The organism is Isoptericola sp. NPDC056573 (assembly GCF_042793335.1).
GTDB lineage: Bacteria > Actinomycetota > Actinomycetes > Actinomycetales > Cellulomonadaceae > Isoptericola.
On sequence record NZ_JBHTUY010000013.1, the window covers coordinates 1 to 16,997 of the forward strand.

Genomic DNA, 16,997 nt, shown 5'->3' on the forward strand with positions numbered 1-16,997 from the left:
CCCAGACCTGGGCGACCGTGACGCCCGTGGGCAGCGCGAACGCGACGTCCCAGCCGTCGACGGCGGCGTCGCCGGCCGTCACGATCACCTCGCCCGCCCTGCCCGCCCTGTCCTTCGAGCCCCTCGACGCCGCCGCGCAGGACGACGTGCGCGCGCTCGCCGCGGCGGCCGCCGCCCACGACGGCGTCGCCCCGCTGTCGGAGCAGCCCCTGCTCCGCCTGGGGACCGACGCCGACTGGCTGACGCACGTCGTGGCCCGCGGCGACGACGGCGCCGTCGTCGGCTACCTCCAGGTGGACCGGGGCGGCGACGACGCGAGCGCCGAGCTGGTCGTGCACCCGGACCACCGGCGCCGGGGCGTCGGGGGCGTCCTGCTGCGCACCGCCGAGCGCGACGCACGGCTGCCGATGTTCTCGGGCGCCCCCGGCCAGCGCGGCAAGCCGCTGCGGGTGTGGGCGCACGGCGACCTGCCCGCGGCGCAGGCGTTCGCGGCCGCCCGCGGGTACGAGGTGGCGCGCGAGCTGCTCGTGCTCGCGCGGCCGCTCGGGCCCGACGACGCGGCCCGCGACGTGCCGGACCTGCCCGGCCTCGCCCTGCGCACGTTCCGCCCCGGCGCCGACGACGACGCGTGGGTGCGGCTCAACGCCCGTGCGTTCGCCGACCACCCGGAGCAGGGCCGGCTCACGGTCGCCGACCTGCATGACCGGCGGCGCGAACCCTGGTTCGACGCCGACGGGTTCTTCCTCGTCGTGCCGGCCGACGACCCGTCGGACGGCGCCGCGGGCGAGCCGCTGGGTTACCTGTGGACCAAGGTCGAGAACGACCAGCCGTCCGGCGCCCAGGACGGCGAGGGCCGCTCCGGAGAGATCTATGCCGTCGGCGTCTCCCCCGACGCGCAGGGCCGCGGCCTGGGCCGCGCGCTCACCGCCGTCGGGCTGCGCCACCTGGCGCGCACGGGGTGCGACCGCGCGGTGCTGTACGTGGACGGGGACAACGCGGCGGCGCTGGCCACGTACGCGGGCGCCGGCTTCGAGCGCGCCGCCGTCGACGTCCAGTACGCGCGGCCCGCCGGCGCCTAGCGACCGGACGGAGGACTTCGTCACCCGCCGTTCACCTATCGGTGCCACGATGGGTGCCATGACAGCGTCGCGCCCCCGTACCTCCCGGACCCGCGACGGACGCGGTCGGTACGCCCCCGTCGCACCGGACGCCGCCGTCGCGGCCGCCGAGGTGACGGACAGCCGCCCGCGCTCGACGGCCGTCGCGCCGTCGCGCCCCCTGGATCCACAGCTCGCGGCCCACATCGCCGAGCACATCGCGGAGGAACCGGGGTCGGACGGTGTCCGCGCGGTCGAGGCGGAGCCGCTGCCCGACGACCGGTTCGCGGAGCGGGAGCTGAGCTGGCTGGCGTTCAACGAGCGGGTGCTGGAGCTGGCGGAGGACCCGTCGCTGCCGCTGCTCGAGCGCACCCGGTTCCTCGCGATCTTCGCGTCCAACCTGGACGAGTTCTTCATGGTGCGGGTGGCGGGCCTGAAGCGGCGCATCGCCACGGGCATCGCCGTCACCGCGGCGTCGGGGATGAGCCCGCGGCAGGTGCTGGAGTCGATCGGCGAGGGCGCGCACCGCCTCATGACCCGGCACGCGGAGGTGTTCCGCTCCGACGTGCAGCCCGCGCTCGACGCCGAGGGCATCACGATCGTGCACTGGGACCAGCTCGAGGTCCGCGAGCAGGAGCGCCTGCACAAGTTCTTCCGCAAGCAGATCTTCCCGGTGCTCACACCGCTGGCGGTGGACCCGGCGCACCCGTTCCCCTACATCTCGGGGCTGTCGCTCAACCTGGCGGTCGTCGTCGCGAACCCGCTGACGGGCAAGGAGCACTTCGCCCGGGTCAAGGTGCCGCCGCTGCTGCCGCGGTTCATCGCGGTCGACGACCGCGGCCGCCCGTCGGCGCCCACGCCCACGCAGGGCGGCGGCACGCAGACGTCGTTCGTGCCGCTGGAGGAGGTCATCGCGCAGCACCTCGACCACCTGTTCCCCGGCATGGAGGTGCGCGAGAGCCACACGTTCCGCGTCACGCGCAACGAGGACGTGGAGGTCGAGGAGGACGACGCCGAGAACCTCCTGCAGGCGATGGAGAAGGAGCTGCTTCGCCGCCGCTTCGGGCCGCCCGTGCGGCTCGAGCTGGCGCACGGCATCTCGCCCCGCATCCGCGAGCTGCTGGTCCGCGAGCTCGGCGTGGCCGACGAGGAGGTATACGAGCTGCCGGCGCCGCTCGACCTCACGGGCCTCAACGTCATCGCCGACATCGAGCGCGCGACGCTGCACTACCCCCCGTTCGTCCCGACGACGCACCGCCAGCTCGCCGAGGTGGAGTCCGCGACGGCGCGCGACGTCTTCGCCGCGATCCGCGAGCGGGACGTCCTGCTGCACCACCCGTACGACTCCTTCTCCACGTCGGTCCAGACGTTCCTCGAGCAGGCGGCCGCCGACCCGGCCGTGCTCGCCATCAAGCAGACGCTGTACCGCACGTCGGGCGACTCCCCGATCGTCGACGCCCTGATCGACGCCGCCGAGGCCGGCAAGCAGGTGCTCGCGCTCGTCGAGATCAAGGCGCGGTTCGACGAGCAGGCCAACATCTCCTGGGCGCGCAAGCTCGAGGAGGCGGGGGTGCACGTCGTCTACGGGATCGTCGGTCTCAAGACGCACGCCAAGCTGTCCCTCGTGGTCCGCCAGGAGTCGGACGGGCTGCGCCGGTACTGCCACGTCGGCACCGGCAACTACCACCCGAAGACGGCCCGCATGTACACCGACCACGGCCTGCTCACGTGCGACCGCGACGTCGGCCAGGACCTCACGCGCCTGTTCAACCAGCTCTCCGGCTACGCCCCGCAGTCGCGCTTCCACCGGCTGCTGGTCGCACCGCGCGCCGTGCGGGCGGGCCTCATCGAGCGCATCGAGCGCGAGGCGGACGCCGCCCGCGCCGGGCACGAGGCGTGGGTACGCATCAAGGTGAACTCCGCCGTGGACGAGGCCACGATCGACGCCCTGTACCGCGCCTCGCAGGCGGGGGTGAAGGTGGACCTCGTGGTGCGCGGCATCTGCGCGCTGCGCCCGGGGGTGCCGGGCCTGAGCGAGAACGTGCGCGTGCGCTCCATCCTCGGCCGGTTCCTGGAGCACTCCCGGATCTACGCGTTCGCCAACGCGGCCGGCCCGGCCATCGGCGAGGGGCCGGAGTCCGGCCCGGAGGTGTACATCGGCTCGGCCGACCTCATGCACCGCAACCTGGACCGCCGCGTCGAGGCGCTGGTCCGCATCGCCGACGAGGGCCAGGTCGCGGAGCTCCTGGAGCTCATGGACGCGTCGATGTCGGACAAGACCTCCACGTGGCACCTGCAGCCGGACGACACCTGGGTGCGGCACGCCGTCGGGCCGGACGGCGAACCGCTCGTGGACCTCCAGGCGCAGCTCGTCGACCGGCACCGCCGTCGGCCCGAGCGGGCTCGATGAGGGCGTGGTGAGGGCGGCGCGGGTGCGTCGGGCGGCGGGCACGACGGCCTCCCCGCTCGTGGACAGGCTGGGAGCGACCTCGGTGGAGCACGCCCCGGTGATCGAGTCGGCGGGCGGGCTCGTGTGGCGCGAGCGCGACGGGCGCCTCCAGGTGCAGCTCGTGCACCGGCCCCGGTACGACGACTGGTCCTGGCCCAAGGGGAAGCTCGAGCCGGGCGAGTCGCTGAACACGGCCGCTGCGCGCGAGGTCGCGGAGGAGACCGGCAAGCCCGTGGTCCTCGGCGTCCCCCTCCCGGGCCTGCAGTACCTGACCCCCGAGGGCCGCGTGAAGCGCGTGCACTACTGGGCGGCGCAGCGGGCGTCGCGGTCGGACGACGCCGCGGCCCTCGCCGCGCGGTTCCCCGTGCAGCCCCCGTCCAAGGACGAGGTCGACAGGAAGGCGTGGCTCGACGTCGACGCCGCCGCCGCCCGCCTGACGCGCCGCGCCGACCGCGGGCCGCTCGAGGCCCTCGTGGCGGCGCACGCCCAGGGCCGGCTCGCCACGCACGCCGTCGTCATCGTGCGGCACGGCAAGGCCGTGACCCGGGCGGCCTGGCACGGCACGGAGCACGACCGGCCGCTGACGCCGGTGGGGCACGCCCAGGGCGCGGCGCTGGTCCCGGTCCTCGCCGCCTACGGCGTGACGTCGGTGGTCTCGAGCCGCTGGGAACGCTGTGCGGCGACGATCGAGCCGTACGTGCGGGCGTCGCACGCCCGGCCGGAGCTCAGCGACCAGCTGGGCGAGGCCGAGCACGAGCGCTCGCCGTCCCGCGTCGCCGCGACGGTCCGCGACCTGCTCGAGTCGGGCCGGTCGTCGGTGCTGTGCACGCACCGGCCGGTCCTGCCGACGGTGCTGGACGTGCTGGGCCAGCACTCCCGCCGCGCCGTCGCGGACGTCCTGCCCTCGCGCGACCCGTTCCTCGAGCCGGGCGACCTGCTCGTCGCCCACGTCGCCACCACCGGCAAGGGTCCGCGCGTCGTCGCCGTCGAGAAGGTCACTCCCCCGGTCTACTGAGGTCGCGCCCGGTCGTCAGGTGAGCCAGGGGTGCAGGATCCAGGTGGTGATGGCGGCCACGAGCGCCGCGGCGGGGATCGTCAGCACCCACGCGGCACCGATGTTCTTGGCGACGCCCCAGCGCACGGCGGACAGCCGGCGCGTGGCGCCGACGCCCATGATCGCCGAGGTGATGGTGTGCGTCGTCGAGACGGGCGCGTGCAGGATGAACGCGTTGGCGTAGAGCACCAGCGCCGACACCGTCTCGGCGACGAAGCCCCGTGCCGGGTCCAGCTCGATGATGCGCCGGCCGAGCGTGCGCATGATCCGCCAGCCGCCGGAGGCCGTGCCGAGCGAGATGGCGCCCGCCGCGGCGAGCTTGACCCACAGCGGGATGCCCGCGTCCGGGTCCGCCCAGCCGACCGTGAGCAGCGCCATGAAGATCACGCCCATGGTCTTCTGCGCGTCCTGCAGGCCGTGCCCGAGCGCCATCGCGGCGGCCGACGCGGTCTGCGCCAGGCGGAACCGGCGGGTGACCCGCGACGGGGACGCGTTCCGGAAGATCCACAGCACCGCGACCATGACGAAGTACGCGCCGACGAAGCCGATGAGCGGCGAGAAGACCATCGGCAGCACGACCTTGTCGATGATGGCCTGCCCGTAGATCGGCAGCCCGGCCGCGAGCCCCGCACCGACGAGACCGCCGATGAGCGAGTGCGTCGACGACGACGGCAGGCCGAACCACCAGGTGATGAGGTTCCACACGATGGCGCCCACCAGGGCGCACAGCACCACGACGAGCGCGGTGTGGTTCGACGCGTCCTGCAGGTCGACGATCGACGTCGCGATGGTCTCGGCGACCTCGGTGCCCAGCAGGGCCCCGACGAAGTTCATGACCGCGGCCATGAGGAGCGCCACCCGGGGCGTGAGCGCCCGCGTCGAGACCGAGGTGGCGATCGCGTTGGCCGCGTCGTGGAAGCCGTTGGTGTAGTCGAAGCCGAGCGCGAGCGCGACGACGAGGACGACCAGCGCCACCTCCACGGTCAGGACTCCTTGAGGGCGATGGTCTCGACCATGTTCGCGACCCGCTCGAAGGCGTCGGCGCCCTCCTCGAGCATGTCGACGATCTCCTTGAGCTTGATGAGCAGCACCGGGTCCGTGGTGTCGTCGAAGAGCTGTGCGATGAGCTCGCGGTGCAGCTTGTCGCCCTGGTTCTCGAGGCGGTTGATCTCGACCCAGTAGTCGGACAGCTGGTCCATGGAGCGCAGCCGCGGCATGGCCTCGGCGGTGAGCTCGGCACAGCGCTGCAGCACCTGCACCTGCTCGGAGACCCGCAGCGGGAGCTCGTCGACCTTGTACAGGACGATGAGGTCGCCGGCCTCCTCCATGGCGTCCATGCAGTCGTCGAGCGCGGACGCCAGGCCGTAGATGTCGTCCCGGTCGAACGGGGTGACGAACGTCTGGTTCAGCCGCCGCATGATCGAGTGGGTGGCGTCGTCGGCGATGTGCTCGGCCTCGTTGAGCCGGCGGACGATCCCTTCCCTCTCCTGCCGGGACGCCCCGAGCAGCTCCGCCAGGAGCGAGGCCCCCGTGACGTTGTGCTGCGCGAGCGTCGCCAGCATGTCGAAGTAGGTCGTGTCGCGCGGTGTGAGGCGCAGGCGCACGTGTGGCTCCCGGATCGAGGACGCTGAGACTCTCACAGACTAGAGGTGGCCATCCTGGCGCGACTAGTTGAACGCGCGCTGAACGATCCGCCTCGCGGCTGCGGGAAACTCGGGTGAGGTGCGACGCCGGACCGGGAGCGCCTCTCGGCGCGTGGCCGCTCGTAGCGGCTGAAGATGGAGCCCGGGGCTACCGCGGCCCGACGTCGCCCGAACATCGTAAGCCCGGGCGTCGGCGTGCTCCGAACACGCAGGTCAGCCCCGCCGTTCGCGGCCGCGGAGCGTCAGTCGAGGGTGCCCGTCCGCCAGCCCGCCGCCGCGCGCTCCAGCTCCTCGGCGGTGCGCACCAGGTCGGCGGCGCCGCGCGTCATCCGGGTGGCCCCGTCGGGGTCCGCGACCTCGCGGGCGTCGGCGTCGAAGGCCGCCCCGGTCGCGAGGATGCGGCAGAACGACGCGGCCCGCTCGAGCGCCACGGCCAGGTCTCCGGCGTAGACGCCGGACAGGACGTCGTCGGCGAGCGCCCGCAGGTCCTCCGGCGCGGGCGGGCGGGGCACGCCGGCCACCGCCTCGTGCACGGGGGCGGCGTCGACGCCGAGGCGGTAGCGCAGCCCCACGGTGCGGGGGTCGCGGCGCACCCACTCGCGCAGCACGTACAGCCGCCACAGCGCGCCGGGCAGCGACGCGGGCGCGGCGTCCGACCAGAGGGCGGCGACGACGTCGAGCCCCTCGCGCTCGACGAGGCGCACCAGGCGGTCCACCACCTCCGGGTCCTCGGCGGCGCGCGCCCGGTGCACGACGGCGCGCGCGGTGGTGTGCGCCACCTCGTCGCGCAGCGCGGGGTCGAGCGACCCGGGGATCTGCTCGGCGGTCTGCGGATCGAGCATGGCGGGTCGGCGGTGCCTGCGCGGCTCGGGAGCGTCGTTCACCCCTCCAGTCTCACCCCCGACGGCGCGGGCTCGTGGACCGGTCGCGCGTCCGACCTGCTCAGCGCGCCGACAGGGCGACCCCGACCTAGCATCGAGAAGGATCGAGAACAGGTCTGCCGAGCGAACCGAGGACGATCATGACAAGCCCAGCACCAGGCTCCGCAGCGCACAGCGCGCACCGGAAGGCCACCGCGCTCGCCTTCGCCGCGGCGGTCGGCGGATTCCTCTTCGGATTCGACTCGTCGGTGATCAACGGCGCCGTCGACGCGATCGAGGGCCAGTTCGACCTCAACTCCACCGTGACGGGTCTCGTCGTGGCGATCGCGCTGCTCGGCTGCGCCCTCGGCGCATGGTCGGGCGGCAAGCTCGCCGACCGGTGGGGCCGCACCCACGTGATGGTGCTGGGCGCGGTGCTGTTCTTCGTCTCGTCGATCCTGTCGGCGATCGCGTGGAGCGCCTGGGACCTGGCGATCTGGCGGTTCATGGCGGGCGTCGGCATCGGTATCGCGTCCGTGATCGCCCCCGCGTACATCGCGGAGATCGCCCCCGCCGCGATGCGCGGGCGCCTCGGCTCGCTGCAGCAGCTCGCGATCACCGTCGGTATCTTCGCGGCCCTGCTGTCGGACCAGATCCTCGCGACGGCGGCCGGCAGCGCGGCGAACGAGCTGTGGTTCGGCTGGGAGGCGTGGCGCTGGATGTTCCTCGTCGCCGTGGTCCCGGCGGCCGTGTACGGGATCCTCGCGCTACGGATGCCCGAGTCCCCGCGCTATCTGGTGACGAAGGGCCGTGACGACGAGGCGCGGTCCGTGCTGGCGTCCGTGCTCGGCCCCGACGAGCATCCCGACGACCGGATCGGCGAGATCCGCCGCTCGATCGCCGTGGACGAGGAGAACGCCGAGCTGGGGAGCCTCAGGGGCGACCGCTTCGGCCTGAAGCCCATCGTCTGGGTCGGCATCGTCATGGCGATCTTCCAGCAGTTCGTCGGGATCAACGTGATCTTCTACTACTCGACGACGCTGTGGCAGGCGGTCGGGTTCGACGAGTCGCAGGCGTTCCTCGTCTCGACGATCACGGCCGTGACGAACGTGGCCGTGACGTTCATCGCCATCGCCCTCATCGACAAGGTGGGCCGGCGCCCGCTGCTGCTCATCGGCTCGGCGGGCATGGCCGTCTCCCTGGGCCTGATGGCGGTGTGCTTCACGCAGGCCACCGGTTCGGGCGAGTCGATCAGCCTCCCGGATCCGTGGAGCATCATCGCGCTGGTCGCCGCGAACGCCTTCGTGGTCTTCTTCGGCGCCACGTGGGGCCCGCTCATGTGGGTGCTGCTGGGCGAGATGTTCCCCAACCGGATCCGCGCGGCCGCCCTCGGCGTCGGCGCGGCGGCGAACTGGATCGCGAACTTCGCGATCACGCTCACGTTCCCGCCGATGCTCGACACCTTCGGCCCCGCGATCCCCTACCTCATGTACGCCGTCTTCGCCGTGCTGTCGTTCTTCTTCGTGCTCGGCAAGATCCCGGAGACGAAGGGCGTCGAGCTCGAGGACATGGCGGGCGAGGCGTACAAGCGCGCCTGAACCGCGCCGCCGAGGGCGCCCGTCAGCACGGCGCGTCCGTACGGTCCGACCGCACGGCCCGCGACCCCCGCCCGGGGCGTCGCGGGCCGTCGTCGTGCACCGGGTGAAGTCCTCACCAGGACACTTGCTTGCTGCAAGCACCAGGCGTATGTTTGCACCCTGCAACAACTCGGCCCGCCCACCGGGCCGCTCCGCTCCGGCCGTCCGGCCCCGAGCACCCACCCCCTTCCAGCAAAGGCCCTGCCATGCCCGTTGACCGCACCGCGGCCCGTGAGCTCGTGGAGACGCTCGAGGAGCTCTCCCGCGCCCAGCGCGAGGCCGCCATGCGCGTGGCGCGCGACCTGGACCTCCCCCGGGCCGGCCTCGGGGCCCTGCACCTGCTCACGCGGTGCGGGCGCGTCCAGATCACCGACGTCGCCGCGAAGCTCCGCGTCGACGTGTCCGTCGCGAGCCGCCAGATCAGCGCCCTCGTCGACGCCGGTCTCGTCGAGCGCACGGTCGACGACGACGACCGGCGGGCCCGCTACCTCGCCCTGACGGACGCCGGCCGCGAGTTCGCGGAGGCCTCCTTCGAACGCATCGACGACCTCGTCTCCGAGTCCTTCTCCGACTGGTCGGAGAACGACCTGGCCGACGCCATCTCCCGGATCCGCAGCGTCGCGGCCGCACTCACCACGACCCACGACCGCGCCACGGCGCAGGAGGAGATCCCCGCCCGATGAGTCAGTCCCCCAGTCCGGCGCCCGCCGCGCCGGCCCTCTCCGCCACGCCTGCCCCGGCGATGACCCGCCGCGAGGTGCTCGAGGCCCTCTCGGGCATCCTCCTCGGCGTCTTCGTCTCGCTGCTGGCCACCACCATCGTCTCGACCTCGCTCCCCAAGATCGTCAGCGAGCTCGGCGGCTCCCAGCACTCCTACACCTGGGTCGTCACGGCCATGCTGCTGACGATGACGATCTCGACCCCGCTGTGGGGCAAGCTCGCCGACCTCACGAACCGCAAGGTCCTCATGCAGGTCGCCCTCGCGATCACGGTGGTCTCCGCCGCCGCGGCCGGCCTGTCGCAGAACATCGAGATGCTCATCGGCTTCCGCGCCCTGCAGGGCATCGGCGCGGGCGGCCTCACCGCCCTCGCGACCGTGCTGATGGCCGACATCATCAGCCCGCGCGAGCGCGGCAAGTACATGGGCCTCATGGGCGGCGTCATGGCCGTCGCGCAGATCGGCGGCCCGCTGCTCGGCGGCGTGCTCACCGACTCGATCGGCTGGCGCTGGACCTTCTTCGTCGGCGTCCCCTTCGCCGTCGCCGCGTTCATCGTGCTGCAGAAGACGCTGCACCTGCCCGCGCTGGCCAAGCGCGAGGTGAAGATCGACTACGCGGGTGCCGGCCTCATCGCCGTCGCCGTCGCGCTGCTGCTCCTGTGGGTCACGTTCGCCGGCGACCAGTTCGAGTGGCTCTCCTGGCAGACCGGCGCGATGGTCGGCGGCGCCCTCCTGGCGCTCGTCGTCGTCGGCTTCGTCGAGAAGAACGCCGCCGAGCCGATCATCCCGCTGCACCTGTTCAAGAACCGCACGTTCGTGCTCGCCGTGGTCGCCTCGGCGTCCGTCGGCGTCGCCATGTTCGGCACCGCGGTCTTCCTCAGCCAGTACTTCCAGCTCGCCCGCGGCAAGACGCCGACCGAGTCCGGCCTGCTCACCATCCCGATGGTGGTCGGCACCATGCTCGCGGGCATCGTGCTCGGCCGGATCATCTCGAACACCGGCCGGTACAAGGCGATCATGGTGGGCGGCGCCGTCCTCCTGACCGGGTCGCTGTTCGGCCTGTCGACCATCGAGGTGGACACGAGCTTCGTGCTCATCTCGGTCTTCCTGTTCGGTCTCGGGCTGTCGGTGGGCGCCCTGATGCAGAACCTCGTGCTCGCCACGCAGAACACCCTCGACGTGCACGAGATGGGTGCCGGTACCTCCGGCGTCGCCTTCTTCCGCTCGCTGGGCGGCGCGATCGGCGTCTCGGCGCTCGGCGCCGTGATGGCCGCGCAGATCAAGACGGACCTCTCCACCGGCCTGGCGAAGCTCGGCATCGCCTCCGACGCGATGGGTGCCGGCTCGGGCGCGGTCCCGGACCTGGCCTCGCTCCCCGCCCCCGTGCAGACGGTGGTCGAGGGCGCCTACGCCGACGGCATCACGACGATCTTCCTGTACGCCGTGCCGATGGCCGTCGTCTCGCTGATCGCGGTGCTCTTCATGAAGGAGATCCCGCTGGGCCAGCGCTCCGGCATCGAGCAGGTGCTCGACGAGGAGAAGGCCGCCGAGCAGGACGTCGCCGCTCCGGTCGCCGACCGGGCCTGACAACGGCCCAGCACCCGGACGGCGTCGATTTCACCCGCTGAGACGCCGTCCGGGTGCAAGTTCGCCTGCTAGGCCACTCCCGTTTGCCTCGGCGAAGCCTCATGATGGGCGCATGCACGACGTAGCCGCCCAGCCCCTGCCCGACCCGGCCACCGACCCGTTCGGTGCTCTCGAACGCGAGATCCGGGTCCTGATCCGGCGCGCCCAGTCGTCAGCGGCACAGACCGCCAGGCGGGTGCACCCCGAGCTCGAGGCGTCGGCGTACCCGATCCTCGCGCACATCGACTCCCACCCCGGGATCCGCGGCTCCGACCTCGCGGCCCACTTCGGTGTCGGCCGGGCCACCGTGTCGCGTCAGCTGAGCCGTCTCGTGGACCTGGGCCTCGTCCACCGCGAGGTGGACCCGGAGGACACCCGCGGCCAGCGGATCACCCTGACCGCCGACGGCGCCCAGCGCTTCGCCCGGGCCCGCGACCGTCGCATCGAGATGTACAAGGACGCCTTCGGCGAGTGGGACGAGGCGGACGTCTCGCAGCTCGCGACGCTGCTGCACCGCTACTCCGAGGACTTCGTGCGCTGGCGCGACACGCGCTCCTGAGCCGGCGTCCGCCCGAGACGTCGCCGGTCGAGCCTGTCGGGACCTGTCCCGGCAGGCTCGACGCGTGTCCGGGGCCGGGTCAGCCCTCGAGGAGGCGGGCCCGCAGCGCGTCCAGCGTCGCGGCACTGCCGCCGTGCGCGCGGAACCAGCCCGACGCGCCGTCGTCGTGCTCGGCGAACCGGTCGAGCACCGTCTCGATCGCCCAGCCCGGCGCGGTGACCAGCTCGGGCGGCAGCCTCGCCAGCACGTGCGCGTCGGGGACGGCGAGGTTCGCGGTGACGGCGGCACGCGCCAGCACCTGCGGCATGTGGGGGCCGGTCCGCTCGTAGTCCGCGACGATCGCGGACCGGTCGACGCCCAGCAGGGACAGCACCAGCGCGACCGTCACCCCCGTGCGGTCCTTGCCGGCGGTGCAGTGCACGAGCACGGGCGCGTCGTCGACGGCGATGAGGCGCACCGCCTCCACGAGGTGCCCGGCGCCCACGCCGTCGAGCATCTGCAGGTACAGCTCCCCGAGGCCCGGGACGGGAGCGGGCGCGGTGGCGCCCTGCATCGCGGTCCCGTCCAGCAGCGGCAGCGGCACCACGTGCGCGACGCCGGTCAGCGGGTGCGGCTCCCCGTTCTCCCCCGGGTCGCGCAGGTCGAGCACCGTGCGCGGCGGCCACGCCACGTCGGCCGGGGCGACGTCGCCCGAGCGGGGTGCGTCGGAACGCAGCAACGCCCCGGGCACCAGGCCCGGGGCGGCCGTCGCGACGTCGCGCAGGTTGACGAGATGGTCGGGCACGGACGCCGGCGCGGCGGTCCAGGCCGCGGCGGCGTCGGCCGCAGAGGGCGCGGAGGGCGCGGAGTCGGTCACCTGGTCGACCCTAGCGGCGCCCCGCGCCCGGGGCGCCGCGGCCGGACGCTCAGGCCTCGACGGGCTCGAACGTCAGGCTGAGCGAGTTCATGCAGAACCGGTCGCCCGTGGGCGTCTGCGGCGCGTCGTCGAAGACGTGCCCCAGGTGCGAGCCGCACCGGGCGCAGCGCACCTCGGTGCGGACCATGCCGTGCGACCGGTCCTCGAGCAGCTCGACGGCGTCGCCGGCGAGCGGCGTGTAGAACGACGGCCACCCGCAGTGCGAGTCGAACTTGGTCTCGCTCCGGAACAGCTCGTTGCCGCACGCGCGACAGCGGTACACGCCGACACGCTTCTCGTCGAGCAGCTCACCGGTCCAGGGCCGCTCGGTGCCCGCCTGCCGCAGCACGGCGAACTCCTGCGGGTTCAGCTCGACCTTCCACTGCTGGTCGGACTTCGTGACTTCGTACGTCATCTGACACCTCCGTCGTGCTCAACCCGGACCGGGGCGCGGCTGTTCCTGCCGCTGCCGCTGGTGCGGTCAGGCCGCGGGCGCCGAGCCGCCCTGTCCGCGGCCGCGGCCGCCGCGGCGGCGCCGGCGACGGGCCGGTGCGGACCCGTCCGCCCGGACCGTCTGCGGAGCGCGGCCGCCGGACGACGCGGGCTGCGCCTGCGAGCGCTGGCCCTGCTGCCCCTGCTGCACCTGGGCGCGCTGCCCCTGCCCGCGCTGCGCGTCGCCGCCCGAGCCACGTCCGCGCTGGCCGCCCTGCTGCTGGCCGCCGCCCTTGCGGCGCTGCGGCTGCTGCGGCGCCGTCGGGGCGGGCGGCGTCACGTACGGCGCGACCTCGCCGACCAGCGCGGTGACGGTCGCGTCGCCCGGGGCCACGGGCTGCGGGCGGGCGTCGATCTTCGCCTTGCGCGTGAGGTCGCGGACGTCGCCGCGCTGCTCGGGCAGCATGACGGTGACGACGTCGCCGCCGGACCCGGCGCGGGCCGTGCGGCCCGAGCGGTGCAGGTACGCCTTGTGCTCGGCGGGCGGGTCCACGTGCACGACGAGCTCGACGTCGTCGACGTGGATGCCGCGCGCGGCGATGTCGGTGGCGACGAGCACCTTGACGTCCCCGGAGGAGAACGCGGCGAGGTTGCGCTCGCGCGCGCCCTGGCCGAGGTTGCCGTGCAGGTCGACGGCGGGGACGCCCGCGCCGGTGAGCTGCTTGGCGAGCTTCTTCGCCTGGTGCTTGGTGCGGGTGAACAGCACGCGACGGCCGGTGCCGGACGCGAGCGCGTGGACCACGTGCTTCTTCGCGTCGGCGTCCGCCACGGCGAGGATGTGGTGCGTCATCTGCGGCGGCGGGGCGGCGGCCTCGTCCACGGAGTGGGTCACCGGGTTCTTGAGGTAGCGCCTCACGAGCACGTCGACGCCGTTGTCCAGCGTCGCGGAGAACAGCAGGCGCTGGCCCACGGTGGGCGTGCGGTCCATGATCCGCTTCACGCCGGGCAGGAAGCCGAGGTCGGCCATGTGGTCGGCCTCGTCGAGCACCGTGATCTCGACCTCGTCCAGCGTGAGGTGCTTCTGGCCGAGCAGGTCCTCGAGGCGGCCGGGGCACGCGATGAGCACGTCGACCCCGGCGTTCAGGGCGGTGACCTGGCGGGACTGGGCGACGCCGCCGAAGACGGTGGTCGTCACGAGGCCGAGGGCCTTCGCGAGCGGCTCCATCGTGGCGTTGATCTGGTTGGCGAGCTCGCGGGTCGGGCAGAGCACGAGCGCCCGCGGGCGGCCGGGCCGACGACGCGGGCGGCCCGCGGCGGCGGCCTTCGCCGCGGACGTCGCCAGACGCGTGACGACGGGCAGCGAGAACGCGAGCGTCTTGCCGGAGCCGGTGCGGCCGCGGCCGAGCACGTCGGTGCCGGCCAGCGTGTCCGGCAGCGACGCCGTCTGGATCGGGAAGGGGGTGGTGATGCCCTGGTCCGTCAGCTGGCGGACGACAGGGGCGGGCAGGCCGAAGTCGGCAAAGGTAGTCAAGAAAAAGGGCCTCTCGGGCAGGGACGTCTCGGACGTCGGGGTCGGGGTCCGCCGCACGCAATCCGGGGGGATCTCCACGACGCGGGGCGCGCAACGCGCAGCCACCTGCCCCCAGTCTCTCACGACAGGCGCCCGGGTCGACCACCCGACCTCTCAGGGGCGCATGGTGGAATGGCCGCCGTGGACGACTTCCTCGCGACCGTCGGCGACGTACTGACGCAGATCTGGACGGCCGCCACCACCCCCGTGCCGCCGCCGGCGCAGCCGGTGGTGCTGGCCGCGGGCCTCGCCGCGCTCGCCGTCGTGCTCGTGTCCCCCGTGTGGCGGGTGGCACGGCACGTCGTGACGATCGCGCACGAGGGCGCGCACGCCGTCGCCGCCATGCTCACCGGGCGCCGCCTGGACGCCATCCGGCTGCACTCCGACACCTCCGGGCTCACGGTGTCCGCCGGGCGTCCGCGCGGGTTCGGGATGATCGTCACGGCGTTCGCCGGGTACGTCGGCCCCGGCCTGACAGGGCTCGGCGCCGCCTGGCTGCTGCGGCACGGCTACGCGGTGGGGCTGCTGTGGCTGCTCGTGCTGCTGCTCGCCCTCCTGCTGCTGAAGATCCGCAACTGGTTCGGCCTCTGGTCGATCCTCGTCTCCGGCGCCGCGCTCGTCGCGGTCTCGTGGTGGCTCGAGCCCGCCGCGCAGGCGACGGTCGCCTACGCGGTGACGTGGTTCCTGCTGATCGGGTCGGTGCGCCCCGTGCTCGAGCTCCAGGCCCAGCGGTCCCGGGGTCGGGCGCGGCGGTCCGACGCCGACCAGCTCGCGACCCTGACCCGGACGACCGGCATCCTGTGGGTCGTGGTCTTCCTGCTCGTCACCGTCGGCTGCCTGCTGCTCGGCGCGACCTGGATCGTGGAGCCCGCGACCTGACGACGGCTCCCCGCCGACGCGTCACAGCCGCGCGTACCGGGCCCGCGCGAACGAGTACACGCCGTAGGCCGCGATGCCCAGGCCCGTCGCGACGAGCAGCACGACCCCGAACGGCTGCTCGCGGATCGTGCGCAGCGCGTCGTCCAGGCCGCCCGCCTTCTCGGGGTCGGCCGTGACGGCGGCCGCCACGAAGAGGCCGCCGAGGACGCCGAGCGCGATCCCCTTGGCCATGTAGCCGACCTGGCCGAGCCGCACGACCGCCTGCCCGACGCCGCCGCCCCCGGTCGCGCGCAGGTCGTCGCGGAACGACTTCCGCCACCCCTTGACGACGTGGAAGACGCCCACCCCGACGATCACGAGGCCGACCACCGCGGCGAGCCACCGGCCCGCGGGGGCGCGCATGAGGTCGGCGGTGAGCCCCTCCTCGGAGCCGCCGCCGGACGACCCGGTCGCGACCCGCACCGCGGTGCCGGCGAGCACCCCGTACAGCACGGCCTTCGCCGCGGCCTTGGCCCGGGCACCGACCTGCTTCGCCTTGTCCGTCCCGGGCACGCCCGCCACCGCCTCGGTGAGCTGCCACAGGGCGAGGCCGGCGAAGCCCGCCGCCGTCAGCCACAGGAGCAGCGCGCCGCCCGGGGCGTCGGCCAGCTCACGCAAGGCGCCCTGCTGGTCGGCGTTCCCTCCTGAGGACCCGAAGGCCAGGCGGACGGCCAACCAGCCGAGGAGCAGGTGCAGCACGCCGGACGCGACGTAGCCGGCCCGCGCGAGGGCCTGCAGCGCGGTGCTGTCGTTCGCGCTGCGCGAGGTGCGTCGGGCGGCGCGGGCGGGGTCGGACACAGGTCACCTCCGTCGGTGCCGCGGGGGTCGCGGCACCACACGATGGCGCAACCGGGCCTTGGACGCCACTCCCACGGCCATGCCGTTCCCGGCGCGACGACGGCCGGGCACGGAGCGATCTCCGTGCCCGGCCGTCGGAGGACCGGTCAGGCGGGGGCGGCGCGCCCTCGGGACGCGCGGTGTACCCGCCCGGACGTCACGCCTGGGGCGTGAGCACGAATCCCGGACCCTGCGCGGCAGGGTCGGTGTCGAGGGTCAGCGTGTCGAGGGCGGGCGCGGCCTGCGCCTCGACGAAGACGTGCGTGCCGCCCTCCTCGTCGACCACCTGGTCGTCGGGCTGGGGAGCCGGGACGAGCGCGAGCTCGAAGTTGCCGGGCTGGCCGGCGGACTGCGCGATCCGCAGCCCGCCCTCGTCCGGCACTCCTGCCTGCTGGGCGAGGTCCTCGACGGCGGTACGGGCGTTGTCGGTCACGGTGAGCATGGACGCTCCTCTCGTCGGTCCTTGCGAACCCGTCCACCGAAACAGCAGGAGGGGGCCCGGCGCAACGATGAGACGCGATCGGGACGAGATCTCCCGGTGGGTGAGACCCCGCGTGACAGCCGTCCCCGCGCGTCGATAGGTTGCCCTCCGTGACCGGATCGTGACTTTCCCGGTGGCGTCGCGGGTGGCATCACGGGCGGCGGCGCGGTCCGGTGCGCACGGGACGCCCGCGGCCCCGCGTACGCTGTCCCGCAGCCGCT

General features: G+C 73.7%; 16 protein-coding genes. 8 read left to right on the plus strand and 8 right to left on the minus strand.

Features of this window, described 5'->3' with window-relative positions:
* Positions 1-98 precede the first annotated feature (98 nt).
* The 3 genes from mshD (at position 99) to ACFQ8E_RS18895 (ending at position 4,561) form a co-directional block, all read left to right on the plus strand.
* Complete coding sequence (mshD, locus tag ACFQ8E_RS18885; protein WP_430552208.1) at positions 99-1,079, plus strand: mycothiol synthase; 981 nt, start codon at positions 99-101, stop codon at positions 1,077-1,079.
* A gap of 49 nt (positions 1,080-1,128) precedes the next feature.
* Positions 1,129-3,507 (plus strand): RNA degradosome polyphosphate kinase, encoded by a 2,379-nt coding sequence (locus ACFQ8E_RS18890; RefSeq protein ID WP_430552109.1) that lies wholly within the window; start codon positions 1,129-1,131, stop codon positions 3,505-3,507.
* Positions 3,508-3,589: 82 nt separating this feature from the next.
* Positions 3,590-4,561 (plus strand): NUDIX domain-containing protein, encoded by a 972-nt coding sequence (locus ACFQ8E_RS18895; RefSeq protein ID WP_430552110.1) that lies wholly within the window; start codon positions 3,590-3,592, stop codon positions 4,559-4,561.
* Between the two features lie 15 nt (positions 4,562-4,576).
* On the opposite strand, the gene ACFQ8E_RS18900 is transcribed toward ACFQ8E_RS18895, so the two are convergent.
* From ACFQ8E_RS18900 to ACFQ8E_RS18910, 3 genes are all read right to left on the minus strand, one after another.
* Entirely contained in the window at positions 4,577-5,581 is a 1,005-nt protein-coding gene (locus ACFQ8E_RS18900) for an anion permease (protein ID WP_430552111.1), read from the minus strand.
* 2 nt (positions 5,582-5,583) lie between these two features.
* Entirely contained in the window at positions 5,584-6,204 is a 621-nt protein-coding gene (locus ACFQ8E_RS18905) for a DUF47 domain-containing protein (RefSeq protein WP_430552112.1), read from the minus strand.
* A 281-nt stretch (positions 6,205-6,485) separates the two neighbouring features.
* Positions 6,486-7,085, minus strand: coding sequence for a hypothetical protein (locus ACFQ8E_RS18910; protein ID WP_430552209.1), 600 nt, complete (start codon positions 7,083-7,085; stop codon positions 6,486-6,488).
* Between the two features lie 179 nt (positions 7,086-7,264).
* On the opposite strand from ACFQ8E_RS18910, the gene ACFQ8E_RS18915 reads away from it, so the two are divergent.
* The 4 genes from ACFQ8E_RS18915 to ACFQ8E_RS18930 all read left to right on the plus strand — a co-directional run bounded on the left by ACFQ8E_RS18915 (position 7,265) and on the right by ACFQ8E_RS18930 (position 11,643).
* Positions 7,265-8,701: a sugar porter family MFS transporter gene (locus tag ACFQ8E_RS18915; protein WP_430552113.1), complete on the plus strand. Its 1,437-nt coding sequence runs from the start codon at positions 7,265-7,267 to the stop codon at positions 8,699-8,701.
* A 245-nt stretch (positions 8,702-8,946) separates the two neighbouring features.
* On the plus strand, positions 8,947-9,423 hold the full coding sequence (locus tag ACFQ8E_RS18920) for a MarR family winged helix-turn-helix transcriptional regulator (RefSeq protein ID WP_429765971.1): 477 nt from the start codon (positions 8,947-8,949) through the stop codon (positions 9,421-9,423).
* On the plus strand, positions 9,420-11,045 hold the full coding sequence (locus ACFQ8E_RS18925) for an MDR family MFS transporter (protein WP_430552114.1): 1,626 nt from the start codon (positions 9,420-9,422) through the stop codon (positions 11,043-11,045). The genes ACFQ8E_RS18920 and ACFQ8E_RS18925 overlap by 4 nt, the downstream gene beginning before the upstream one ends.
* 112 nt (positions 11,046-11,157) lie before the next feature.
* Positions 11,158-11,643, plus strand: coding sequence for a MarR family winged helix-turn-helix transcriptional regulator (locus ACFQ8E_RS18930; protein WP_430552115.1), 486 nt, complete (start codon positions 11,158-11,160; stop codon positions 11,641-11,643).
* Between the two features lie 79 nt (positions 11,644-11,722).
* Here ACFQ8E_RS18930 and ACFQ8E_RS18935 read toward each other — a convergent pair whose 3' ends face one another.
* The 3 genes from ACFQ8E_RS18935 to ACFQ8E_RS18945 all read right to left on the minus strand — a co-directional run bounded on the left by ACFQ8E_RS18935 (position 11,723) and on the right by ACFQ8E_RS18945 (position 14,501).
* On the minus strand, positions 11,723-12,499 hold the full coding sequence (locus ACFQ8E_RS18935) for a tyrosine-protein phosphatase (RefSeq protein WP_430552116.1): 777 nt from the start codon (positions 12,497-12,499) through the stop codon (positions 11,723-11,725).
* A gap of 49 nt (positions 12,500-12,548) precedes the next feature.
* On the minus strand, positions 12,549-12,953 hold the full coding sequence (msrB, locus tag ACFQ8E_RS18940) for a peptide-methionine (R)-S-oxide reductase MsrB (protein WP_430552117.1): 405 nt from the start codon (positions 12,951-12,953) through the stop codon (positions 12,549-12,551).
* 66 nt (positions 12,954-13,019) lie between these two features.
* The gene (locus tag ACFQ8E_RS18945) at positions 13,020-14,501 is read right to left on the minus strand and encodes a DEAD/DEAH box helicase (protein ID WP_430552118.1); all 1,482 of its coding nucleotides are present in this window, start codon (positions 14,499-14,501) and stop codon (positions 13,020-13,022) included.
* 171 nt (positions 14,502-14,672) lie between these two features.
* On the opposite strand from ACFQ8E_RS18945, the gene ACFQ8E_RS18950 reads away from it, so the two are divergent.
* The gene (locus tag ACFQ8E_RS18950; RefSeq protein ID WP_430552119.1) at positions 14,673-15,419 is read left to right on the plus strand and encodes a M50 family metallopeptidase; all 747 of its coding nucleotides are present in this window, start codon (positions 14,673-14,675) and stop codon (positions 15,417-15,419) included.
* Positions 15,420-15,440: 21 nt separating this feature from the next.
* On the opposite strand, the gene ACFQ8E_RS18955 is transcribed toward ACFQ8E_RS18950, so the two are convergent.
* Positions 15,441-16,256: a DUF1206 domain-containing protein gene (locus ACFQ8E_RS18955; RefSeq protein ID WP_430552120.1), complete on the minus strand. Its 816-nt coding sequence runs from the start codon at positions 16,254-16,256 to the stop codon at positions 15,441-15,443.
* Positions 16,257-16,452: 196 nt separating this feature from the next.
* Positions 16,453-16,737 carry an iron-sulfur cluster biosynthesis family protein gene (locus ACFQ8E_RS18960; protein WP_430552121.1) on the minus strand — a complete coding sequence of 95 codons (285 nt, stop codon included), beginning with the start codon at positions 16,735-16,737 and terminating at the stop codon, positions 16,453-16,455.
* Between the last annotated feature and the right edge of the window lie 260 nt (positions 16,738-16,997).